Below are 22,875 nucleotides of genomic sequence, written 5' to 3'. Positions count from 1 at the left end.
CGGGTCCTCACCTTGCTCCGCTCCGGGGCCGGCGTTCCGCGTCAGAGGGGGCCCGGCTCGGGAGGGGCTGTGAGGCGTTTTGGGCTGGAGGAAGATCTCAGGCTAAGATGATACGTCGGTCATATGTTCTACAGGAGTCACCATTAAAAGCGATCTCAGTTCGCCTTTGATCTTCAGTGTCAAAGACCTCGGGCGCAGCCCGGGAAGCATGCGGACAATCGAAGAACATGTACCCGCGCCCAAGGATTTCGGGGTGGCGCTCATCGGCGTGCAGGAGGGTTCCAACATGGAACTCGATCTGCGCCTGGAAGCGGTTCATGAAGGAATCCTTGTGTCGGGAACCGCGGACGTCGAGGTATCGGGCGAATGCGGCCGGTGCCTGATTCCCCTTGAATACACCAGCGGTGTGGAGATTCAGGAACTCTTCTACTACGGTGACTCCGGGTCGCTGCCGGCTGAAGATGAAGAAGACCTGCACCGGGTTGAGAACGATTCAATCGATCTCGAGCCGGTGCTGAGGGACGCGGTGGTTACCTCACTGCCGTTCCAGCCGGTGTGCCGGGAGGACTGCAAGGGTCTGTGTTCCGAATGCGGAGCGCGCCTGAACGATGAGCCCGACCACCATCACGAAATTTTGGATCCTCGCTGGTCTGCCCTCGCCGGGCTGACCGGCACTGCCGCTGAGAATGATGCGGCACCACGTACAGAGTCAGACGAGAGAGAAGAGAGTTAGTCGTGGCTGTTCCCAAGCGGAAAATGTCCCGCGCGAATACACGCGCACGCCGGTCCCAGTGGAAGGCAACCGCCCCCAAACTGGTCAAGACCGTGGAGAACGGCCGCGTCACCTACAGCCTGGCCCACCAGGCCAAGGTTGTGACCGACTCCGCCGGCACCCCGCTGTTCCTTGAGTACAAGGGCCGCAAGGTAGCCGACGTCTAATCTGGCGTGTCTAAGGAAGATCTGACCAAGCGTCTCGGTGTCGATATCGATGCCGGGACGCTTCGTCTTGCCCTGACGCACCGGTCGTACGCGTACGAGCAGGGCGGTATCCCCACCAATGAGCGCCTTGAGTTCCTCGGCGACTCGGTGCTCGGCCTGTCGGTGACGGACGCGCTCTACCGCGACAACCCGGGCCTCTCCGAAGGCGATCTCGCCAAGCGCAGGTCCGCCGTCGTCAGCACCCGCGCCCTCGCCGGAGTGGCCCGCAGCCTCGACCTCGGCCAGCACATCCTGCTCGGGCAGGGGGAGAAGCTGACCAACGGGCGCGACAAGTCCTCCATCCTGGCCGACACCATGGAGGCCGTCATCGGCGCCGCCTACCTCAGCCACGGGATCGAGACGGCCCAGGCGATGGTGATGCGGCTCATCGGGCCGCTGCTCCGCGACTCGGAGGTCCTCGGCGAGGGCACCGACTGGAAGACGCGCATCCAGGAGACCGCCGCCGCCCGCCGCCTCGGCGCCATCGACTACCAGGTGACAGGCACCGGCCCCGACCATGCGCGCTCGTTCGAGGCGCTCCTCGTCATCGGCGGAACGCCCTACGGCACCGGCGCCGGACACTCGAAGAAGGAAGCGGAACAGGCCGCCGCGGCCGCGTCGTGGAAGATCCTGCGCGGCGCCTTGCCTGCCGACGGCAGCTAGGCCGCGGTGCCCGAACTTCCCGAAGTCGAGGTGGTGCGCCGCGGGCTGGCGCGCTGGGCCGGCGGCCGCACCATCGAAGCGGCCGATGTCCTCGACCCGCGCTCCGCACGCCGCCATCCCATGGGCCCCGATGACCTTCAGCGGCGGCTTGCGGGTATGACCATCGCCGACGTCGTCCGGCGCGGAAAGTTCCTGTGGATGCCGCTGAATGCCCCGAGTGAGAATTCTCACCCCGCCGGGCCGCCCCGCACGGCGCTCATGGCCCATCTGGGCATGAGCGGACAGCTCCTGGTGAAGGATCCGGGACTTCCCGACGAAAAACACCTTCGGATCCGCCTTGTGCTGTCGCCGGCGCGCGACGAAACCGGGGTCGAACTGCCCTCCGAGCTGAGGTTCGTCGACCAGCGGATCTTTGGGGGGATGTTCCTTGCGGACCTCGAACCGACCCCGGACGGACTCCCGGGCGGCAGGGGAGAGGGTGATCTGCCGCTGATTCCGCGCCAGGCCGCCCACATCGCCCGTGACCCCCTCGACCCCGCCTTCTCCTTCGACGTCTTCCACGCCCGGCTGCGGGCCCGCCGCACAGGCATCAAGCGCGCTCTGCTTGATCAGTCACTCATTTCCGGCATCGGCAATATCTACGCCGACGAGGCACTGTGGGCCGCGCGCCTCCACTTCGCCCGCCCCACCGATACCCTCCGGCGGTCCGAGTCCCTCCGACTCGTCGAGGAGGCGCGGTCGGTAATGGAGCGGGCGCTTGAGGCCGGTGGAACGAGCTTCGATTCGCTCTACGTGAACATCAACGGCACCTCGGGATACTTCGAACGATCCCTCAACGCTTACGGCCGCACAGGCGAGCACTGCAGGCGGTGTGCCGCGGAAGGGCGGGAAACCCGGATGCGCAGGGATGTCTTCATGAACCGCTCCTCCTACAGCTGCCCTCGATGCCAGCCGGTACCGCGCAATGCCCGCTGGTAGTTACAGCGTTTACCCGTCCGTGATCTGAATGTGACAATTCCGAGATGCGCAGGTAGCGTTAGACCCGCGCCGGGACATCATGGACCGGCGCCCTTCGTCAGACTGCCTAACCCTGTCGGTGACAGAAGGACCGTTCGCATAACATTTCCGACAGGGGCGGGGGAACCGAGAGCGGGCTCTTTGTGAAGAGTCCTAGGGGTTAAGGCGCGGCACGGACATCATCTGGGGAGATGGTCCGGCGCGCCCGGGTGTCCCATCCGAACCCGACAGCTAACTCCGCAGGCATCGGGAGAGGCAACTTTATGTCCAAGAATCGTACAATCGCGCGCCACCGGGCGACCCCGGTCCGCACCAGTCCCCTCAAGACCGCAACCCGCGCCGTCGCCGCAACTGCCGGCGTAGCTGGCCGCCCGGCAGCCGTCGTCGTCGCAGCTTCGGGCATCCTGCTCGGTGCAACGCTTCCGGCGAACGCTGCCGGCGAGGTTGAGGTAAGCACGTCCGCATCGCAGGTCAGCGCCCCCGCTGTCCAGGCAGCCCCTGCCTCCGCAACCTCGCACACCGTGGTTGCAGGCGACACGCTCGGAAGCATCGCCGGCAAGTATGGGGTCAGTCTTGACGCCATCTTCGCCGCCAATGGAATGGGCTGGGACTCGGTCATCTACCCGGGCCAGACCATCGTCCTCTCCGGCGAAGCCGTAGCTGCTGCTCCGCAGCCCGCCGCCGCTGTCCAGGCCTTCGCTCCTGCTCCGCAGGCAGCACCGGCCCAGACCGCTGCGACCGCCAGCAACCCGATGGGCATCAGCAGCCAGAGCAACGGGATGCGCGTCATCGGCGCCGCCTCGACCAATGGCATCACCGGCACGGCACTGCAGGGCGTTGGCTCCGGCTACGTCTTCGGTGGCACCGGTTTCGGTGGCTGGGACTGCTCCGGCTTCGTCCAGTGGGTCTACGCCCAGAACGGCATCGACCTGCCCCGCACCACCTGGTCGCAGTTCGCCGCCCTGACCCCGACCGCCAACCCGCAGCCGGGCGACCTGGTCAGCCAGAACGGTGGAAGCCACGTCGGCATCTACCTCGGCAACGGCAAGATGGTCAGCGCGCTGAACCCCTCGCAGGGCACCCTCGTCCACGACGTGAGCGCCATGTCGGTCGACGGTTACTACACCGCCGGCTAATACCCCGCTGTTTCAGCACGCAAAAGGCCGGTGCCCCGAAAGGGGTACCGGCCTTTTGGCTATCCACCGACGCGCCCGGACTCGGGCCGCGCATCCCGCGGATGGGGGCGTGCCCGGTAGCTGCGGTCAGGGCCGCAGCGTCAGAAGCGGGGCCCCGGTGCCCGGTAGTGGGCGGCCAGACGCGCGAGGCCCTCGTCGATCGACACCTCGGGGACCCAGGCGAGCAGCTCCCGGGTCTGCCGCTGGTCGAACCAGTGCGCCGTCGAGAGCTGTTCAGCGAGGAAGCGGGTCATGGGCGGCTCGTGGGTCGACCCGGAGCGCCGCCACGCCCTTTCGACAACCGCGCCCGCCGTCCGGGCCACGGCCCCGGGCACGCTCCACCGTGGCGGCCGTACGCCGCCCGCTCTGCAGATTCCGGCGATCATCTCACCGATCGGCCGCGGCTCGCCGTTGGTCACGACCAGCGCCCTGCCCTGCACGTGCCCGATCCGGCGCAGCGCCGTAACGATGGCCGCCGCGGCGTTGTCCACGTAGGTTGTGTCCACCAGCGCCGTGCCCTGGTCGAGAACGGGAAGGCGTCCGGCCTTGGCCCGGGCCAGCACGCGCTCGACGAGCTGGGTGTCTCCGGGCCCCCAGACGATGTGGGGGCGGACGGCAGCGACCCGGAAGCCCGGCTCCGACATGCCCAGCGCAAGCAGTTCCGCAAGGCCCTTCGTCCGCGCATAGTCGCCCCGCGCGCGCTCCGGATCGGCCGGGGCGGCGCCTGCCCCGGGAGACGAGGTGCCGTCCGCCGCCACCGAGGGCGAGGAGACAAAGACCACATCGGGTACTCCCGCGTCCCGCGCAGCCGTCAGGAGCGCCCGCGTCCCTTCGACATTGATCGCCTCGAAGTCGGCCGGGTGCCCGGTGAAGGAGACCTTGGCGGCAAGGTGGATGACCGCGTCGACGCCGGCGGCGGCCCGGGCGAGGGCCGCAGGGTCGGTCAGGGATCCCAGTTCGTCCTGGGCTCCGGGCACGCCCGAAGGCCGGCGCTGGAAGGTGCGCACCGGAGTTCCCTGTGCTCGAAGCAGGGCGGCCACCGCGCCGCCGAGGAGGCCGCTGGCCCCGGTGACCAGGACGGTCATAGCGTGCGGACGCGGCCGCCGGACAGGGTCTGCTCCGCCCAGGCGGCGATCCGGGCCCGGTCGAGCTTCGAGTTGTGCCGGATGTCCACGGGCAGGGCCGGGACGGTGAGGACCGCGGCGAGCTCGGTCCCCGCGGCGGAGGCCGCGGCCCGGACGCCGGCCGCGAGACCGGCCTCGGCCAGCCCCGGACGGTTCCGCCGGAGCGGCGGGTCGGTCTCAAGCACTCCGACAACGGCCTGGGTTCCTGCCGGACCGACGCCGACGACGGCGGCGAGGCGCACCCCGTCGACCTCCTCGATCGCGTGTTCGACGCCGACGGGGGTGAGGACCCCGCCGGGGGCCGTGATGATGTGGCCGAGGCGGCCCTCAACCCACAGTCGCCCGGCCGCGTCGAAGTGGCCGACGTCGCCGGTGCGGTGCCAGGGCGCCGTGCGGGCCGATTCGGCCTCGGTGCGCCACAACCGGTGGTAGCGGTCCTTGACGTGAGGGGCGTCGACGAGGATTTCCCCGCTCACGCCGGCCTCCGTCGTCGGCTCTCCGTCAGCGGAGCCATCGGAGCCGAGCGGGCTGACCGCCACCCGTGCCCCGTGCACGGCGGTGCCCACACAGACCCCGTTCCCGGCGCCGGGCAGGCCTGCGGCGGCGTCCCCGGCCGCCTTGCGGATCGAGGGCAGGTCGACGTCGGTGACCGGCAGCGCCTCCGTCATGCCGTAAGGGGTGTGGAGTGCGGCGTCGGGCAGCAGCGCCTGGACCCGCTCGAGCAGGGGAGCAGGGATCGGCGCGCCCGCGGACAGCAGCAGGCCCACCCGCTGCAGCGCGGCCCGGCCGTCGGCGGAAAGGTCCGTTTCGGTCGCCAGCACATTGCGCAGGGCGGCGGGTGAGGCGAAGACCGCTGTGGCGTCGACGGCGGCCACCGCGTCGGCAAGCGCCGCCGCGGTGAGGGTGCGCGGCGCTGTCACGTCCATGTCGGGGGTCACGGATGCCACCCCGAGGGCCGGCCCGAGCAGGGCGAACGGCGCGAACCCCGCGACGAGGGCACCACCGGGGTGGATGCCGAAGGTCTCGGCCACCGCGTCCCGCATGGCGGAGAGCTGCCGGTGCGTGTACACCACGCCCTTGGCGGGCCCGGTGGAACCGGAGGTGAAGAGGATGGCTGCGTCGGCGTCGGGGTGCGGCGGCGGGCGGAGGCCGGCTGGGGCACCGGCGGGGGTGCGCAGCTCGGCCAGCGAGGTGTCAACGGCCAGCAGCCGGCGCCGGGCCGGGTCGAGCTCTTCCACGCTGATCCGGCGTCCAGGCCAGCCGAAGATCCGGGCCGCCGTGAGGGCGCGCTCGATGCCGATGACGGCGTCCGGCGCGCTCCCGCGCACGGCGCGGGAGAGCCCGCGGGCCCCGAGCCCCGCATCGGCAACCACGATCACGGCGCCGATCCGCAGGCAGGCGTAGATCAGGACGGTCAGGTCAACCCCCGGCGGAACCATCAGGCTGATCCTGCTTCCGGCGCCCAGACCGGAGCGCCCGAGCCCTGCGGCGACGGCGGCGATGTCGGCCTCCAGCCCGGCCCAGCTCAGCGAACGGCGCACACGGCCGGAGTCCATCTCGGCCACGGCCAGCGACGAACCGTCGGCGGCCGCCGCTTCGGTGAGGCGCGTCTCAAGGGGAGTGAAGACGCGGTCATCGGCGTCGGCGGAACCGGTGCCGGCGTCGGGAGCGGCGCCTGTGCCTTCGGCGCTGTCCGCCGCCACGCCCCGGCGCCGAAGCCAGGAAAAGAGAGTCCCGGCGACGTCGGCGTCCTCCTGGACCAGGTGGCCGGCGTCCTCGAAGCGGTGGACGTCGGCGTGCGGCAGCCTGCGGGTGAGGTCTTCGAGGTAGGTCTCCGTGAAGACCGGATCGTGCGGACCCCAAAGGAGCAGCGAGGGCACGTCAAGGGTGCGGATCCCGTCGGCGATCTCCGTCAGGGCCGGGAAGCTCGGGTGGGACCGATCGCGGGGAATGTCGGCGACGAAATCGGCGATGCCCTTCCGGGATTCGACGGTGCGGTAGGGCGCGCGGAAGGCATCCCGGACCTCGCTGGTGAGCTTCGGCCGGGCCAGGGCGTGGGTGATGTCGAGGAACGCCGGAGTCGTCTGGGTTCCGGTCCGGCGCACCGGGGGCAGCAGGGCCAGGCGCAGGGGAGCGGGCAGGGGCCGGGACGGGTTCTGGTGCACCGCGGTGTTGGTCAGGACCACCCCGGCCAGGCGGGACCGGTTGCGGTGGGCGAAGCCGAGGCTGACGACGCCGCCCCAGTCGTGCCCGACGGTGACCAGGGGGCCGCGCAGATCGGCGGCGGCAATAAAATCCTCGAGGTCGGTAACGCGGTCGGCGAGGCGCCGGAAGACCCCGGTCCGCTGGGAGAAGCCCATATTGAGCTGGTCAACGGCGACGACGCGCCAGCCCGCCACCGTTCCGGCGGGCAGCAGCGTACGCCACAGGTAGGACCAGGTGGGATTGCCGTGCACGCACAGCAGGGTTCCGCGGACCTCGGTGCCGGACTCCCGGAGAGCGGCGGCGTTGTCGAGGTAGTGCCAGGTGCGGACGGTCCCGGGGTTGTCGGCGGGGGCCGACGAGGGCACGTCGAGATACGCCGACCACGAGGGGTCAACGCCGGGGAGAGCTACCACGCAATCTCCATCATCGAGGTATTGAGCCCTGAGCCCACACCGAGGCACAGCACCCGGTCCCCGGCGTTGAGGGACTGGCTTTCCTGCGCCAGGGTCATCGGCAGGGATGCGGGCCCCACGTTGCCCCAGCGGGGGAAGGTGATGGGCACCCGCTCGCGCACCAGGTTCACGGCCTTGATGATGGCGTTTGTGTAGGAGTTGGAGACCTGGTGGGTGACGTAGCGGTCCATCGAGTCCCACTTCCACCCGTCGGTCTGCGCTTCGTGCCAGGCGTCCACCACCAGTTCGAGCCCGCCGTCGAGCAGGCCCTTCGTGTCGGTGTACATGCCGTCCACTCCGCCCACGCACAGTTCGTGGTGCTGGGTCCCGGCCCGGGAGACACCGCCCAGGATGCGGTGGGAGCCCGGGTGCAGGTCGGCCGGGCCGATCACGGCCGCGGCCGCGCCGGAGCCGAGGGTCAGGGTGGCGAACTCGCTGAGGAAGTCCTCCCGCGTGGAGGTGGGCCGGTTCAGCCGGTTGAACGTCGCCTCCTGGGTGCCCTGGGCGTCCTCGCCCGCCACGATCAGGGCGTACTTGATCTGGCCCGAGTCGATCATGTTGGCGGCCAGGGTCATGCCGTTGACGAAGCCGAGGCAGGCGTTGGCGAGGTCGAAGTTCATCGCCGAGGAGGGAAGCCCGAGGGAATGATGGATCTTCACGGCGACCGAGGGCTCAAGGTTGCGCCGGGTGACCGAGGTGTTGATGAGCAGCCCCACCTCGCCGGGTTCGATGCCCGCCTCCGCCATGGCCTTCGCGCCCGCCTCGATGGCGGCGTCGTCGAAGGCGGTGCCCGGGGACCACCAGCGGCGTTCGGTGACGCCGGCTACCCGCTCAAGCAGCCTCTTGGAGAGCCGAAGGCGCTTCAGGCTCGGGGCCAGCCGCTCGTCGAATTCCGCGGAACTGACGACTACCGGCGCCTCCACGCTCGTGACGGCGAGCAGAGCCGTATTTTCATGTCGAAACGTCGCGTTACCGGTCAAATTTCCTGCCTCGTCAACTGATGAACGCCCCGCTCCAAGGGGAAAATACCACCTTGGAGGTCGTGCCGGGGCGCCTGGGGATGCTTCCGAACCTTTGGAAAGCCTACTTGGTATTCCTCCAAGTGGTTTCTTTTTTGTCCGCACACGGTCGCGGCAGATGCGCGTCGAACCGTGCTACACGCAGTAGATTGGGAAGACCCGCCCCCTTTGGAGAACCTGACCACTGTGCATTTGAAGAGTCTAACCGTGCGAGGCTTCAAGTCGTTCGCATCCGCGACGACGTTCGACTTCGAGCCGGGCGTCACGGCGGTCGTCGGACCTAACGGATCCGGCAAGTCGAACGTCGTGGACGCGCTGGCGTGGGTGATGGGCGAACAGGGCGCCAAAACCCTGCGCGGCGGCAAGATGGAGGACGTCATCTTCGCCGGGACGGCCGGCCGGCCGCCGCTGGGCCGGGCCCAGGTCACCCTCACCATCGACAACGCCGACGGTGCCCTGCCCATCGAATATTCCGAGGTGACCATTTCCCGTACGCTTTTCCGCTCGGGGGGATCGGAATACGCGATCAATGGCAGGAATTGCCGGTTACTTGACATTCAGGAACTTTTGTCGGATTCGGGCCTAGGCCGGGAAATGCACGTCATTGTCGGCCAGGGCCAGCTCGATAAGGTGCTCCACGCGACCCCCGAGGAACGCCGGGGCTTCATCGAGGAGGCAGCCGGCATCCTCAAGCACCGCCGCCGCCGCGAAAAGACTGTGCGGAAGCTCGAGTCGATGGAAGCGAACCTCGCGCGCCTGACCGACCTGACGGCGGAGCTGCGCCGGCAGCTGACGCCGCTGGGCAAGCAGGCCGAGGTGGCCCGCCGCGCCCAGCAGGTGCAGTTCGAGGTCCGCGACGCGCGGGCTCGGCTGCTCGCCGATGAACTGGTCGGGCTGCAGGAGGCACTCGCCAAGGAGACGGCGGACGAAACGGCGGCACGCCGGCGGCACGCGGAGGTCGAAGCGCTCCTCGAAGCGCAGCGGGAACGCCAGGGCGGGCTCGAGCGGATCGCCGCCGAGGCCGCACCGGCGCTGACCCGGGCCCGGGACGACTGGTACCGGCTCACGGCCGTCGCCGAGAGGTACCGGTCGCTGCAGGTCCTCGCCGCCGAACGCTCCAAGCTGCTCGGCGTGCCGGCCGCCGCCCCCGACCGGGGCAGGGAACCCGACGAGCTCGACCGGCAGGCCCACCGGCTCCGGGCCGAGGAGGAAGAGCTCAAGGACCAGATCCGGGAGAACGCCCAGGAACTCGAATCGGCCCTCGTCGGCCGGGCCGAAGCCGAGGAGGCCGCCGCGGCCGAGGAAAAGCGCCTGACGGCGCTGTTGCGCGCCGCAGCCGACCGCCGCGAAGGGGTGGCCCGCCTCGCGGGCCAGGTGGGAGCGGCCCGGTCGCGGGTCGAGTCGGTCGAGGCCGAACTGGGCCGCCTCGGCGGCTCGATCGCCGAGGCGCTGGCGCGGCAGGAAGCTGCCGGACGTGAGTTCGCCGCCCTCGAAGGGCAGGTGGCCGGCGCCGTGGACGGCGAGGAGGGCCTCGACGCAGCCTACGAAGAGGCCCAGGCCGAGCTCGAACGGCTCGCCGCGGTCACAGCGGCCCTCGACGAAAGCAGCCGCGCCGCCGAGCGCGAGCGGGACGCCCTCGCTGCACGCCGCGGCGCGCAGCTGGAGGGCCTGCGGCAGCGGGACGGCTCGCAGGCGCTCCTGGCCTCCGGGATTCCCGGGGTCCGCGAGCCGCTCGCCGGACTGATCCGGGTCGAACCGGGATATGAGACGGCCGTCGCTGCGGCCCTCGCGGGCCTCACCGACGCCGTCGCCGTCGCCGATGCGGGCACCGCCGTGGCGGCCCTGCGCCGGATGAAGGAGGACGACGCCGGGCAGGTGGCCGTCGTCGTCGCCGGCTCGGCAGACTCCGGCGGGAATGCGGCAGACTCCGGCGGGAATGCGGCACCTTCCGACGGATCCGAAACGACAGGCCCCGGCCCGGATGCCGGTTCGACGGCCGGACCGGCCGCCGCGGCGCCGGCCGGTACGCGGTACGCCCTGGACCTCCTCTCCGCCGGCCCGGCCCTGCGGCACTCGCTCGCCGCGGTGCTGGACGGGGTTGTGGTGGTCGAGGACCTCGATGCGGCGCACGCGGCCGTTCAGCGCCACCCGGGCCTGACCGCTGTCACCCGCGACGGCGACACCGTGTCGGCCTCCACGGCCCGGGGCGGATCCCCCGGGGCCCCGAGCCTGCTGGAGATCCAGGCGGCCGTCGAGGAGACGACCCGGCGGTTGGAGCATGCCTCGGCCCAGGTTGCGGACATCACGCGCCGGCTCGCCGACGCGGCCGCGCAGAAACAGCTCGCTGCGGAACGCGCCGCGGCGGCGCTGGAGAAACTCCACGAATCCGACGCGCGCCTCTCGGCCGTCGAGGAGAAACTCGGCCAGCTCGGTTCCGCTGTGCGCTCCGCCGGTGGGGAAGCCGACCGTCTTCGGAAGCTCGCCCAAACCGCTGAGGGAACGCTCGGGCTCGAACGGGCGAAGCTCAAGGACGCCGAAGAGCGGCTCGCGGCGGTCCAGGAGCTGCCGGACGACCCGGACCCCTCGACCGAGGTGAGGGACCGGCTCTCGGCTGCCGCGGGAGCCGCACGCCAGGCCGAGATGGACGCCCGGCTCACGCTGAGGAGCGCCGAGGAGCAGCTCCACGCGCTCGCCAACCGGGCCGCCTCCCTCGAGCGCGCAGCGGCCAGCGAGCGGCAGGCGCGCCTGCAGGCGGCCGAGCGGGCCCGCATTCGGCAGGCGCAGGCAGCCCGGGCCCGGGCCGTCGCTGCCGCGGCGGGCACGGTGCTCGAGTTCATTACCGCTTCGATCGCCGCCGCGGAGCGGCTCCGGGCGGCCGCCGAGCGGCGCGCGGCCGACGCCGAAGCCCAGCTGGGCCAGGCCCGGGCAGCCCATGAGGCGCTGGTGGCCGAACTGGCGCGCCTGACCGACGCCCTGCACCGCGACGAACTGGTCCGGGCCGGCCAGCGCCTGCGCATCGAGGCGCTGGAGAACCGTTCGGTCGAAGAGCTCGGGCTCACCCCTGAACACCTGACGGCCGAATACGGGCCGCACCTGCCCGTCCCCACGGCCACCGCGTCGGAGGACAAGTGGGCCGAACTGCGGCTCCCGGTGGACGACGGCGGCCGCGTTGTCGCCGAGGGAGTGCCCTTCGTGCGCGCCGAGCAGGAGAAGCGGCTTCGGCGCGCCGAGCGCGACCTGGCCGCGCTCGGGAAGGTCAACCCGCTCGCGCTCGAGGAGTTCGCAGCCCTCGAGGAACGTCATACCTTCCTCAGCACGCAGCTCGGGGACCTCAAGGCCACCCGCAAGGACCTTCTCGACATCATCCGCGAGGTCGACGAGCGCGTGGAGCAGGTCTTCACCGCCGCCTACCGCGACACCGCCGTGCAGTTTGAGCATGTCTTCGGACGGCTCTTCCCCGGCGGCGAGGGAAGGCTCGTGCTGACCGACCCCGAGGACATGCTCGCCACCGGGATCGAGGTGGAGGCCCGGCCCGCCGGCAAGCGCATCAAGCGGCTGTCGCTGCTCTCCGGCGGTGAGCGCTCGCTGACCGCCGTCGCCCTGCTCGTGGCGATCTTCAAGGCCCGGCCCTCCCCGTTCTACGTGATGGACGAGGTGGAGGCCGCCCTTGACGACACGAACCTGGGCCGGCTGCTCTCCATCTTCGAGGAGCTCCGGGAGTCGAGCCAGCTCATCATCATCACCCACCAGAAGCGCACGATGGAGGTCGCCGACGCCCTCTACGGGGTGTCGATGCGCGGAGACGGTGTCTCGGCGGTGATCAGCCAGCGGCTGGTGGGCGCCTGAGCCGTCAGGCCGCCGTCGGCGGTGCGGCCTGGCCTCGGGTGGGGAGCGTCTCCCGGGAGCCGAGCCACAGCACGAAGGCCGCAGCGGTCAGCGCTCCGGTCACCGCGAACGCCAGCGCGAACGACCCGTAGGGGAGCTGGTCGATGATGATCCCCGCGAGGATGGGGCCGAAGATGGCACCGGTGTCGCTGGCCATCTGGAAGACGGCAAGCACCTTGCCGCCGCTGCGCTCGCTGCCGACGACATCGGCCACCACGGCCTGCTGGGCCGGGTTGAGGATGCCGGCCCCCACGCCGCCGACGACGCAGATGGCCAGGAAGACCGGGACGCTCCCGGCGAACCCGAGGGCGGCCATGGCAAGGCCGTTGACCGCCAGTCCGATGAGGAGCATCGGACGGCGCCCCCAGGTGTCGGCGAGGCGGCCGGACACCGTCAGGGCCAGAGCCGTCCCGCCGGCGAAGAACGCCAGCGAGATGCCCGCAATCCCAGGGCCGGCGCCCAGCACGACCGTCGCGAACAGCGGAACCAGGGCCAGGCGCACACCGAAGGAGGACCAGCCGTTGGCGAAGCTCGACAGCAGGGACGCCCGGTAGGCCGAGTCCTTGAGGGCTTCTCGCACCGTGAGCACCGACTGGGCGGCTCCGGTCCGCCGGTCCCCGAGGCGGGTGTCCTTGAGCTGGAAGAATACGACGGCGGAGGCGATCAGCAACGCCCCCGCGTAGACAAGGAAGGGGACCCGCAGCCCGAAGCCGGCCAGCAGCCCGCCGAGGATCGGGCCGCCGATGCTGCCGAGCAGGAAGGCCGATGCATAGGCGCTCGAGATCCGGCCCCGGATTCCGGCCGGCGCCAGGCGGACAATCAGGCCCAGCGCGGAGACGGTGAACATGGTCGAGCCGATGCCGCCGAGCCCGCGGAAGATCAGCAGCTGCCAGTAGTTTTCCGCGAAGGCGCACGCCGCCGTCGACAGCGCCACGATCAGCAGACCCACCACATAGACCGGCCGCTCGCCCAGGCGCTCGATCAGCCGTCCACCGGCCGGGGCGAAGATGAGCCGGGTGAAGGCGAAGGCGCTGACGATCACCGAGGAGGCGGTGACTCCCACGTCGAAGCTCTGCGCGAACTGGGGGAGCACCGGGGCGACGAGCCCGAAGCCGATGGCGATGACGAACGCCGAGGCGATCAGCACCTTGATCTCACGCGGGATCCGCTCCTGCTCCTTGCGGATGGGCCGTCCGGCCGGAGGGAAGGGAAGCAGCCTGCGGAGGGCGGAGCGCTGGGGATTTCGAACCATAGTAAGAAGAAGTCTTCCACTGCAGGCCGCCGGATGCTCAATCGCCTCGTGTGAGAAGCTGGAACAGTGAATGAGACTCTCCAGATCGTAATCTTTTTCGTGATCGCCATTGCGGTCGTCGGCTCCGCCGCCGTCCTGCTGCTCAAGGGGCGCCGCACGCCTCCGGGCGCCTACCCGACGCTTCGCGATGCCGATGACAGGGGCGGTCTCGACGTTCACGGGGCGACCTCCGTTGACCTTGTCGACGGCGAGGTGGCGACCACCCCGGGCGTCGTCGTTCCCGACGATCTCAGCGGACTCGACGAGGCCGTCACTGAACTCCCGACCACCGAACGGCCGGAACCGGTGCAGGGAAGGCTCGCCCGGCTGCGCGCCCGGCTGGTGCGCTCCAACACCGCCCTGGGCAAGGGCCTGCTGGCGCTGCTCTCCAGGGACAAGATCGACGAGGACGTCTGGGATGAGGTGGAGGAGACCCTCCTGCTGGCCGACCTCGGCACCGAGCCCACCACCGAGCTGGTCGACGCACTGCGCGCCCGCGTCAAAGTCTCCGGCAGCCGAACCCCCGAAGAGGTCAAGGCGATGCTCCGCGAGGAGCTCATTCGACTCGTCGACCCCACCATGGACCGGTCGCTGGCGACCGAACGCCACCTCGACCGCCCCGCCATCGTCCTCGTCGTGGGCGTGAACGGTGTGGGCAAGACCACCACCGTGGGCAAGCTCGCCCGGGTGCTCGTCGCCGAGGACAAGGACGTACTCCTTGGCGCGGCCGACACCTTCCGCGCCGCCGCCGCCGAACAGCTCGCCACCTGGGGCCAGCGCGTCGGGGTGCCCACCGTGAAGTCCGACATCGACGGCGCGGACCCCGCGTCGGTCGCCTTCGAGGCGGTCAAGGCCGGGATCGACCAGGAGGTCGATGTCGTGATGATCGACACCGCCGGACGCCTGCAGAACAAGGTCGGCCTGATGGACGAACTCGGGAAGGTCAAGCGGGTCATCGAGAAGCAGGGCACCGTCGACGAGGTGCTCCTCGTCCTCGATGCCACCACCGGGCAGAACGGGCTCAACCAGGCGAAGGTGTTCTCCGAGGTCGTCAATGTCACCGGCATCGTCCTCACCAAGCTCGACGGCACCGCCAAGGGCGGCATCGTCGTCGCCATCCAGCGCAGCCTCGGCGTGCCCGTGAAGCTGGTGGGCCTCGGCGAGGGCGCCGACGACCTGGCGCCCTTCGAGGCCGAGAGCTTCGTGGACGCCCTCCTCAACTAACGCCGGGCGGCGCTCCCCGATCCAGGGAGCGCGGCCGGACACAGGGGCGGGACGGCCCGTGGTGCGGTGGGAAACACCGCCGAAACACGGCCGTCACCGCCCTTTTACCTGAGCGCGGAACCAGTAACCTGCGCGAAACCTAAACCCTCATGCCCGGAAACACCGGCACGTCACTCTTGAGGAGCGGGAAGTGCCCGCCACCTCTGAGAGGACGTGAATATGGATCTGACAGCAGGTCACGTCTGGGTCATGGTTTCGGCCGCCCTGGTACTGCTTATGACGCCGGGTCTAGCCTTCTTCTACGGCGGCATGACCCGCGCGAAGGCCGCCCTGAACATGATGATGATGAGCTTCATCGCGGTGGGCCTCGTGGGGATCGTCTGGGTGTTGTGGGGCTACTCAATGACCGGCGGGGACGGAGTGGCCCAGCTCTTCGGCAATCCCTTCGCCTCCTTCGGGCTTCAGGAACTGATCGGCACCGAGGACCTCATCGGCGCAGGCTACGGAGTGACGTTCGCGATCATCACCGTCGCCCTGATCAGCGGCGCGATCGCCGACCGCGCGAAGTTCGGCGCGTGGTCGCTGTTCGTCCCCATCTGGGTCACCCTTGTCTACTGCCCGCTGGCCTTCATGGTGTGGGGCGGCGGGCTCCTGAGCGCCGACGGCCTCATCGGCGGCGCCGTGGGCGAAGCGATCGACTTCGCCGGCGGAACCGTGGTGCACATCAGCGCAGGCGTCGCGGCTCTGGTGCTCGCGGTGATCCTGGGCAAGCGCCAGGGCTTCGGCAAGGACCCGGCGCAGCGCCCGCACAACATCCCCCTGGTGATGCTCGGCGCCGCCCTCCTGTGGTTCGGCTGGTTCGGTTTCAACGGCGGCGCCGCGTCGACGGCTGAGGAGGCCGGGCTGATCTGGATCAACACCATGGCCGCACCCGCTGCCGCGATGGTCGGCTGGCTCGTCACCGAACGCTTCCGCGACGGACGGCCCACCTCCCTTGGCGCAGCGTCGGGCATCGTGGCGGGCCTTGTCGCCATCACCCCCGCCTGCGCCAACGTGAGCCCGATCGGCGCAGTCGGCCTGGGCCTCGTCGCAGGGGTCCTGTGCGCACTCGCCGTGGGGATCAAGTACCGCCTCGGCTTCGACGACTCCCTGGACGTGGTCGCGGTGCACCTGGTGGCCGGCGTCACCGGCACCCTGGCCCTCGGCTTCATCGCCCTTCCGGTGGACGGCGCCGGCGGCGGCCTGTTCTACGGAGGCGGGGCGGCGCAGCTCGTCGCCCAGTTCGTCTCGGTCCTCGTCGCCGTCACGCTGTCGGCCGTCATGACCGCACTGATCGGTCTGGCCATCCACAGGACCATCGGGTTCCGCATCACCTCGGACAACGAGGTGGCCGGTGTCGACCTGTCGGAGCACGCGGAGACGGCCTACGAGTTCGGCGGCCTCGGCGTCGGCGGGTCCTTCCACCCGTTTGCCGACCAGTTCCGTGACAAGAAGACCATCGATCAGACGGAGAGCGTGAACTCATGAAACTGGTGACAGCGATTGTCCGCCCGGACAAACTCGACAATGTGCGCGGCGCCCTTGAGACGTACGGCGTGCAGGGCCTGACGGTCAGCCCGGCCAGCGGCTACGGCAGGCAGCGCGGGCACACCGAGGTCTACCGGGGTGCGGAGTACACGGTGGACCTGCTGCCCAAGGCGCGGGTCGAGGTGCTTGTCTCCGACGAATGGGTCCGCGACATCGTCGACGTCCTCGTCTCGACCGCCAACACCGGAAGCGCCGGCGACGGCAAGGTCTGGGTCATCCCCGTCGAGGACGCCGTCCGCGTCCGCACGGGGGAGCGCGGCGAGGCCGCCCTGTAGCTGCGAAGCTACGCCACGAAACATGCGTCCGAGGAGAAAAGCCACCCCGCGCCGGGGTGGCTTTTCCCTTAAATCGAACCCGCCGGCCGGTCCGCGGTCGGACCGGCCGGCGGGTCCGCGCGTCGGGCCGCGCCCGCCGTCAGTCGGGCAGTACGGGGGTTTCCAGCGTGGTGTCGACCTTCGAGGTCTCCCACGCCTGTGGGCCCTGGGAACCTGCAGGGTATTCCTCGAGCGGCACTTCGTTGGCGGCCCAAGCCGCCAGGACAGGCTCGACGATGCGCCAGCAGTCCTCTGCGATGTCGCTGCGCACCGAAAGCGTCGGGTCCCCGGAGAGTACCCCGTCAAGGACCTCCCCGTAGGGCAGCAGATCGGTGGCGTTGAGCTCCGCCGTCAGGGTCGCGCGGTCCAGCGAGAACATGTCGCCGGGCCCGTTGACGTCCAGTTCAAGCTGAAGCGTGTCGGGCCCGAAGCCGATCCGCAGACGCGTCGGGGTGTCCATTCCCTTGAACCCGTCCGGGATATGGTTGACGGGCCTGAACGTGATGAGGGCTTCCTTGCGCTTCATCCCCAGCGCCTTGCCCGACCGGAGGATGAACGGCACACCGGCCCACCGGTCATTGTTGATCGAAACCACGACCTCCGCGAGCGTCTCCGTCCCCAGGGAGCCGTCGACTCCGGGCTCCGCCGTGTAGTCGGGCACCTCACGGCCCTTGATGCTGCCGGCGGTGTAGCGGGCGCGCCGGCTGCTGCCCGGATGGCTCAGATCGATCGAACTGGCACGCAGCACCGACCCGATATGGTCGCGGAGGTCGCGCTCATGGAGGGTCGAGGGGGCGTTGAGCGCCAGCAGGGCCATGACGTGGAGCAGGTGGCTCTGGATCATGTCGCGCAGGGCGCCGGCGCGGTCGTAGTAGCGGGCGCGGTTCTCCAGCGCCAGATCCTCGTCGAAGATCACCTCGACCTTTTCGATGTGGAGGTTGTTCCACACCGGCTCGAGGATGCGGTTCGCGAAGCGCATGCCCAGGATGTTGAACACCGTGGCTTTGCCGAGGAAGTGGTCGACTCGGTGGATGTTGTGCTCGGGCACAAGTCCCGCGAGGTTGACGTTCAGTCGGTGGGCCGACTCCTTATCGGTGCCGAACGGTTTTTCCATGACGAGCCGCGTCTCCGCGGGCAGTCCATTGGGAGCGGCGGCGGCGGCCGCGCAGGCGAGCTGGCTCACCGTCGGGGGAAGGGCGAAGTAGATCGCGACGGGACCTTCGAGGGAGGCGACGAGCTCGGTGAGCACACCTCCGGCCGTGACGTCGGCGTGGTGGTAGGTGCTCGTGTCCCGCACCTCCTGCAGGGCCCGCCTGCCCTGCTCACCGCTTGCCTCCATCGCCGCCGCGAACGATTCGTCGATCCGGGCACGCCACTTCTCGTCGTCCCAGGGATCCGACCCGGCGCCGACGAGGGAGAGCCCCTTCGCCCGGCCGGTACGGATCAGCCGGGCGAGTCCGGGCAGCAGGAGCCTGCCGGTGAGGTCACCGGAGGCACCGAGGATCAGGAGCGTCCGGACGCGCTTATCGGTTGTTGAGGCAACCGTTCCGGGTTCTGTAAGGGAAGAAGTATTCACCCCTACACCCTGCCACTTTCGGGCGCTCATGTCTCCCGTGCGGGGGCCCGGCGGACCCGCTTCCGCAGCCTCCTTGATACCCTTGAGGTTGAGTCTTTCCAACCTCCGATGAAAGTAGTTCACGGCCTGTGTTCAATTCACTCTCCGACCGGTTGACCGCGACGTTCAAAAACCTCCGCGGCAAGGGGCGCCTGACCGAAGCTGACATCGACGCGACGGTCCGGGAAATCCGCCGTGCCCTGCTTGACGCCGACGTCGCCGTTCCCGTGGTGCGTGCCTTCACCGCCAGCGTCAAGGAACGCGCGCTCGGGCTCGAGGTGTCCCAGGCCCTGAACCCGGGCCAGCAGGTCGTGAAGATCGTCAATGAGGAGCTCGTGGGGATCCTCGGCGGGGAGACCCGCCGGATCCGGCTGGCCAAGACGCCGCCGACGGTGATCATGCTCGCCGGCCTGCAGGGCGCGGGTAAGACCACCCTGGCCGGAAAGCTCTCCAAGTGGCTCAAGGGCCAGGGCCACAGCCCCCTGCTGGTGGCCGCCGACCTGCAGCGCCCGAACGCTGTGCGCCAGCTCCAGGTCAACGGAGAGCGCGCCGGCGTCCCGGTGTACGCACCGCACCCGGGGGTCAGCTCCGAATTCGAGGCCGCCACCGGGGACCCCGTCGCCGTCGCCCGCCAGGGCGTGGCCGAGGCCCGCACCAAGCTCCACGACGTCGTCATCGTTGACACCGCCGGACGGCTCGGTGTCGACGCCGAACTGATGCAGCAGGCCGCGGACATCCGCGCCGCCATCAGCCCCGACGAGGTGCTCTTCGTCATCGACGCCATGATCGGCCAGGACGCGGTGAACACCGCGCTCGCGTTCAACGAAGGCGTCGACTTCACCGGCGTCGTGCTGACCAAGCTCGACGGCGACGCACGCGGCGGTGCCGCTCTCTCGGTCGCCTCGGTCACGGGTAAGCCCGTCATGTTCGCCTCCACCGGCGAGGGCCTCGGGGACTTCGAGCTGTTCCACCCCGACCGCATGGCCTCACGCATTCTCGACATGGGCGACATTCTGACCCTGATCGAGCAGGCCGAGCAGTCGTGGGACAAGGACGAAGCGGCGCGGATGGCGAAGAAGTTCGCCGATCAGGAGGACTTCACCCTCGACGACTTCCTGGCCCAGATGCAGCAGATCCGCAACATGGGCTCGATGAAGAAGATGCTCATGATGATGCCCGGCGCCGCCGGCATGCGCGAGCAGCTCGAAAACTTCGACGAGCGCGAGATCGACCGGGTTGAAGCGATCGTCCGGTCGATGACCCCGCACGAGCGCCTCGCGCCGAAGATCATCAACGGTTCCCGCCGTGCGCGCATCGCCCGCGGGTCGGGCGTGCACGTCTCCGAGGTCAACGGTCTGCTTGAGCGGTTCGGTCAGGCCCAGAAGATGATGCGCAAGATGGCCTCGGGCGGCGGTATCCCGGGCATGCCGGGAATGGCCGGCCCCGGAGGGTTCGGCGGCCAGCGCAAGAAGGCCGCCGCGGCCAAGGGCAAGAAGAAGGCGCGCTCGGGAAACCCCGCGAAGGCCGCCCAGGAACTTGCGGCAGCCGAGGCGAAGCGCAGTGCGGCCCGCAGCGCCGCACCGACCGGTGCGGCGTTCGGAAACGCCGGTGACTTCGACCCGGCGTCGCTGAACCTGCCCAAGGGCTTCGAGAAGTTCCTCGGCAAGTAGGAACCGGACCCGGGCCGCGGCGGTCCGGCCCTGCCGGCACCGCCGGCGGGCCGGGGCGCGGGCGGACGGCAACAGATTGGCAGCATGACGCAGGAACGCATTGTCTTCGTCCATGGCAGCAGCTCATTCGGGGCGGCCGCCTGGCCGCGGCAGCACGGATTGGCCCTTAACTACGACTGCCTCTTCCTGCGCCGGCACGGCTTCGACGCCGAGGCTGAGCCACTGCCGACCAACCACGGTGAGGATCAGCGCATCATCACTGAGGCGCTCGGGGACGGCGGCCACCTGGTGGCCCATTCCCAGGGCGCGATCTCGGCAATGATCACCGCGGTCGAGCGGCCCGACCTGATCCTTTCGCTCACCCTGATTGAACCGGCCTGCCTGTCGCTCACCGCCGACCTGCCTGTCACGGCCGCCCATATCGAACTCGTCACCCCCCTGTTCGAGCAGCGCGGCGAGCTCTCCGACGAGCAGTTCCTCCAGCAGTTCGTCCGGCTGCTCTATGCGGCCGAGGCCGAGCAGCCCACCACCGAGGACGAGCGCCGCAGCGCACGGCGCCTGCGGCTGCAGGCCCCGCCGTGGACCGCGCCGCTGCACATCGTGCCGGGTGTACCCACCCTGGTGCTGACCGGAGGCTGGGAGCCGCTGTACGAGGAGGTCGCGGGCTACCTTGCGGGCACCGGGGCCGTCCACCGCGTCACTCCCGGAGCCCACCGCCCCCACGACACCGACGAAGGGGACCGGGTGGTCCGGGACTTTCTGCGCTCGTCCGCTGCCTGACCTTCCGGCCGGGGAATAAGTTGAAGCTTCAAGTGTTGTACCACCAGAGGCTTTCAACCCGAGGAGGAGACCATGCCCATCGATCTGCTGCCGCAGAACACCGGAATGGCAACCGTCACGCTCAAGGTCGGCAACCTGGATGCCATGGCCCGCTACTACACCGACGCCCTTGGCCTCGAGCAGCTTGCCGGACCCGACGGCCGTGACCCGGCCGGGCTGTACCTGGGGCGCGGGTCCACCCCGCTGCTCCACCTCGCCCCGGCCGCCGGGCTCCGCCTTCCGGCGCCGACGGAGGCGGGCCTGTTCCATACCGCCCTGCTGTTCGGCAGCCGGACGGATCTCGCGGCCACGGTGGCCAGCGCCGCACGCCATCCGGACAGCCGGTATGTCGGAAGCGCCGACCACCTCGTCAGCGAGGCGTTCTACTTCACCGACCCCGAAGGCAACGGGATCGAACTGTACTTCGACAAACCGCGGACGACGTGGCAGTGGACCGGCACCGGCCCGTCCCGGAGCATCATCATGGACAACCGGGCCCTGCCTCCGGCTCAGTACCTCACCGACCACCTGACCGAAGCGGCCGCCGGCGGGCTGCGGAAGGCCGGCGCCGGCGTCGGGCACGTCCACCTCCAGGTCGGGGACATCGACACCGCGCAGGCCTTCTATGTCGATACCCTCGGCTTCGAGCGCACGGCGGGCTGGCACGGGCAGGCACTCTTCGTATCCGCCGGCGGCTACCACCACCACATGGCGATGAATGTCTGGAACAGCCGCGGGGCCGGGCCGCGGCAGGACACCCTGGGGCTCGGCGAGGTCCTCATCACCGTGCCGGCCGCCGACGACGTCGACGCACTTGCGGACCGGCTGCGGTTCGCGGGCATCGAGCGGCACTCGACGGGGGTGGAACTGCGCTTCCGCGACCCGTGGAACAACAGCATTAGGGTCGTTGGAGGCGCGCCCGCCGCAGGAATCGCCCAAACACCCCACCGTCTGGCACAATAGATTCGTACTCGATCCGTGCAGCCCCTCTCTCTGTGCGTGAATTGTGTCCTTTGAACCCCTTCGAATGGCCCGCCCCACGGGAGCAGGATGACGGGTTCGCCCCTTTCATTATCAAGGAGTGACCACACAAGTGGCCGTAAAGATTCGCCTCAAGCGCATGGGCAAGATCCGCGCACCCTTCTACCGTGTCGTCGTCATGGATGCGCGCGCCAAGCGTGATGGCCGTGCCCTCGAGGAAATCGGTAAGTACAACCCCACCGAGGAGCCCTCGTTCATCGAGATCAACTCCGACCGTGCGCAGTACTGGCTCGGCGTCGGCGCCCAGCCGACCGAGCAGGTCTCGGCACTGCTGAAGATCACCGGTGACTGGCAGAAGTTCAAGGGCCTCGAGGGCCAGGAAGGCACTCTGCGGACCAAGGCACCCAAGGAAGCATTCGTTGCTCCCGAAAAGGGTTCAGTGATCGTCCACGAGGCCATCACCCCCAAGGCCAAGAAGGCCGACGAGGCTGCGGAAGCACCCGAGGCCGAGTAAGTTGCTTGCTGAAGCGCTGGAGCACCTCGTCCGCGGCATCGTGGATCACCCGGACGATGTCCAGGTGTCCGCAAAGAGCAACCGCCGCGGCGAGACCCTCGAAGTGAGGGTCCACCAGGAGGACCTGGGCCGTGTCATCGGCCGCCAGGGCCGCACGGCACGCGCCCTGCGCACCGTCGTTTCAGCACTTGCGGACGGCGAGCCGGTCCGGGTCGACGTCGTCGACACCGACCGCCGGCACGCCTGAGCCCGCACCCCTGCTTTACCGTTCGGCCCCTCACCAACAGATGGTGATGGGGCCGAACCCATTTGGCCAAGAATTTTTCCACCCCCGATGTCCCT

The 22,875-nt window shown here is 69.6% G+C and carries 19 protein-coding genes and 1 riboswitch; of the genes, 14 read left to right on the top strand and 5 right to left on the bottom strand.

From position 1 onward, the window contains the following. The first annotated feature begins 166 nt into the window (after window positions 1–166). From GVV86_RS04540 to GVV86_RS04520, 5 genes are all read left to right on the top strand, one after another. Window positions 167–733, top strand: coding sequence for a YceD family protein (locus tag GVV86_RS04540; protein ID WP_159801597.1), 567 nt, complete (start codon window positions 167–169; stop codon window positions 731–733). Window positions 734–735: 2 nt separating this feature from the next. Beyond that, window positions 736–939 (top strand): 50S ribosomal protein L32, encoded by a 204-nt coding sequence (gene rpmF / locus GVV86_RS04535; protein ID WP_120165325.1) that lies wholly within the window; start codon window positions 736–738, stop codon window positions 937–939. Between the two features lie 6 nt (window positions 940–945). Continuing rightward, a complete protein-coding gene (gene rnc, locus GVV86_RS04530) occupies window positions 946–1,641 on the top strand; it encodes a ribonuclease III (RefSeq protein WP_159801595.1) in 696 nt (231 codons plus the stop codon). Between the two features lie 6 nt (window positions 1,642–1,647). Further along, window positions 1,648–2,619, top strand: a complete 972-nt coding sequence (mutM, locus tag GVV86_RS04525; protein WP_159801593.1) for a bifunctional DNA-formamidopyrimidine glycosylase/DNA-(apurinic or apyrimidinic site) lyase — start codon at window positions 1,648–1,650, stop codon at window positions 2,617–2,619. 125 nt (window positions 2,620–2,744) lie between these two features. Beyond that, window positions 2,745–2,918, top strand: a riboswitch (cyclic di-AMP (ydaO/yuaA leader). A gap of 3 nt (window positions 2,919–2,921) precedes the next feature. Next, window positions 2,922–3,794, top strand: coding sequence for a C40 family peptidase (locus GVV86_RS04520; RefSeq protein ID WP_159618279.1), 873 nt, complete (start codon window positions 2,922–2,924; stop codon window positions 3,792–3,794). 140 nt (window positions 3,795–3,934) lie between these two features. On the opposite strand, the gene GVV86_RS04515 is transcribed toward GVV86_RS04520, so the two are convergent. Genes GVV86_RS04515 through GVV86_RS04505 form a run of 3 tightly spaced genes read right to left on the bottom strand, consistent with a single transcriptional unit; the run spans window position 3,935 to window position 8,594 of the window. Continuing rightward, complete coding sequence (locus GVV86_RS04515) at window positions 3,935–4,918, bottom strand: NAD-dependent epimerase/dehydratase family protein (protein WP_159801591.1); 984 nt, start codon at window positions 4,916–4,918, stop codon at window positions 3,935–3,937. Continuing rightward, window positions 4,915–7,575, bottom strand: coding sequence for an alpha/beta fold hydrolase (locus GVV86_RS04510; protein ID WP_159801589.1), 2,661 nt, complete (start codon window positions 7,573–7,575; stop codon window positions 4,915–4,917). Before GVV86_RS04510 ends, GVV86_RS04515 begins: the two co-directional genes overlap by 4 nt. Further along, window positions 7,569–8,594 carry a 3-oxoacyl-ACP synthase III gene (locus GVV86_RS04505; RefSeq protein ID WP_159618273.1) on the bottom strand — a complete coding sequence of 342 codons (1,026 nt, stop codon included), beginning with the start codon at window positions 8,592–8,594 and terminating at the stop codon, window positions 7,569–7,571. The genes GVV86_RS04510 and GVV86_RS04505 overlap by 7 nt, the downstream gene beginning before the upstream one ends. 225 nt (window positions 8,595–8,819) lie before the next feature. Here GVV86_RS04505 and GVV86_RS04500 point away from each other — a divergent pair, with 225 nt between their 5' ends. Next, window positions 8,820–12,479 carry an AAA family ATPase gene (locus GVV86_RS04500; protein WP_159801587.1) on the top strand — a complete coding sequence of 1,220 codons (3,660 nt, stop codon included), beginning with the start codon at window positions 8,820–8,822 and terminating at the stop codon, window positions 12,477–12,479. A gap of 4 nt (window positions 12,480–12,483) precedes the next feature. On the opposite strand, the gene GVV86_RS04495 is transcribed toward GVV86_RS04500, so the two are convergent. Next, window positions 12,484–13,770, bottom strand: a complete 1,287-nt coding sequence (locus GVV86_RS04495) for an MFS transporter (protein ID WP_159801585.1) — start codon at window positions 13,768–13,770, stop codon at window positions 12,484–12,486. 66 nt (window positions 13,771–13,836) lie between these two features. Here GVV86_RS04495 and ftsY point away from each other — a divergent pair, with 66 nt between their 5' ends. From ftsY to GVV86_RS04480, 3 genes are all read left to right on the top strand, one after another. Next, complete coding sequence (gene ftsY, locus GVV86_RS04490; RefSeq protein ID WP_159801583.1) at window positions 13,837–15,033, top strand: signal recognition particle-docking protein FtsY; 1,197 nt, start codon at window positions 13,837–13,839, stop codon at window positions 15,031–15,033. A gap of 219 nt (window positions 15,034–15,252) precedes the next feature. Continuing rightward, on the top strand, window positions 15,253–16,560 hold the full coding sequence (locus GVV86_RS04485) for an ammonium transporter (RefSeq protein ID WP_159801581.1): 1,308 nt from the start codon (window positions 15,253–15,255) through the stop codon (window positions 16,558–16,560). Next, on the top strand, window positions 16,557–16,895 hold the full coding sequence (locus tag GVV86_RS04480) for a P-II family nitrogen regulator (protein WP_159618263.1): 339 nt from the start codon (window positions 16,557–16,559) through the stop codon (window positions 16,893–16,895). The genes GVV86_RS04485 and GVV86_RS04480 overlap by 4 nt, the downstream gene beginning before the upstream one ends. Before the next feature lie 139 nt (window positions 16,896–17,034). Here the strand turns inward: GVV86_RS04480 and GVV86_RS04475 are convergent, their stop codons facing one another. Beyond that, window positions 17,035–18,540, bottom strand: coding sequence for a glucose-6-phosphate dehydrogenase (locus tag GVV86_RS04475; protein WP_159801579.1), 1,506 nt, complete (start codon window positions 18,538–18,540; stop codon window positions 17,035–17,037). A 98-nt stretch (window positions 18,541–18,638) separates the two neighbouring features. On the opposite strand from GVV86_RS04475, the gene ffh reads away from it, so the two are divergent. The 5 genes from ffh to GVV86_RS04450 all read left to right on the top strand — a co-directional run bounded on the left by ffh (window position 18,639) and on the right by GVV86_RS04450 (window position 22,780). Then, a complete protein-coding gene (gene ffh, locus GVV86_RS04470) occupies window positions 18,639–20,219 on the top strand; it encodes a signal recognition particle protein (RefSeq protein WP_159618259.1) in 1,581 nt (526 codons plus the stop codon). Window positions 20,220–20,303: 84 nt separating this feature from the next. Continuing rightward, on the top strand, window positions 20,304–20,999 hold the full coding sequence (locus GVV86_RS04465) for an alpha/beta fold hydrolase (RefSeq protein WP_159618257.1): 696 nt from the start codon (window positions 20,304–20,306) through the stop codon (window positions 20,997–20,999). Between the two features lie 72 nt (window positions 21,000–21,071). Beyond that, window positions 21,072–22,001: a VOC family protein gene (locus GVV86_RS04460; protein ID WP_159801577.1), complete on the top strand. Its 930-nt coding sequence runs from the start codon at window positions 21,072–21,074 to the stop codon at window positions 21,999–22,001. 130 nt (window positions 22,002–22,131) lie between these two features. Beyond that, entirely contained in the window at window positions 22,132–22,533 is a 402-nt protein-coding gene (gene rpsP / locus GVV86_RS04455; RefSeq protein WP_159801575.1) for a 30S ribosomal protein S16, read from the top strand. Between the two features lies 1 nt (window position 22,534). Beyond that, window positions 22,535–22,780, top strand: coding sequence for an RNA-binding protein (locus GVV86_RS04450; protein ID WP_120165341.1), 246 nt, complete (start codon window positions 22,535–22,537; stop codon window positions 22,778–22,780). Window positions 22,781–22,875 lie beyond the last annotated feature (95 nt).

It is taken from the genome of Arthrobacter zhaoguopingii (assembly GCF_009828595.1).
Taxonomy (GTDB): domain Bacteria; phylum Actinomycetota; class Actinomycetes; order Actinomycetales; family Micrococcaceae; genus Arthrobacter_D; species Arthrobacter_D zhaoguopingii.
This window is presented reverse-complemented; position numbering and strand designations above follow the sequence as displayed.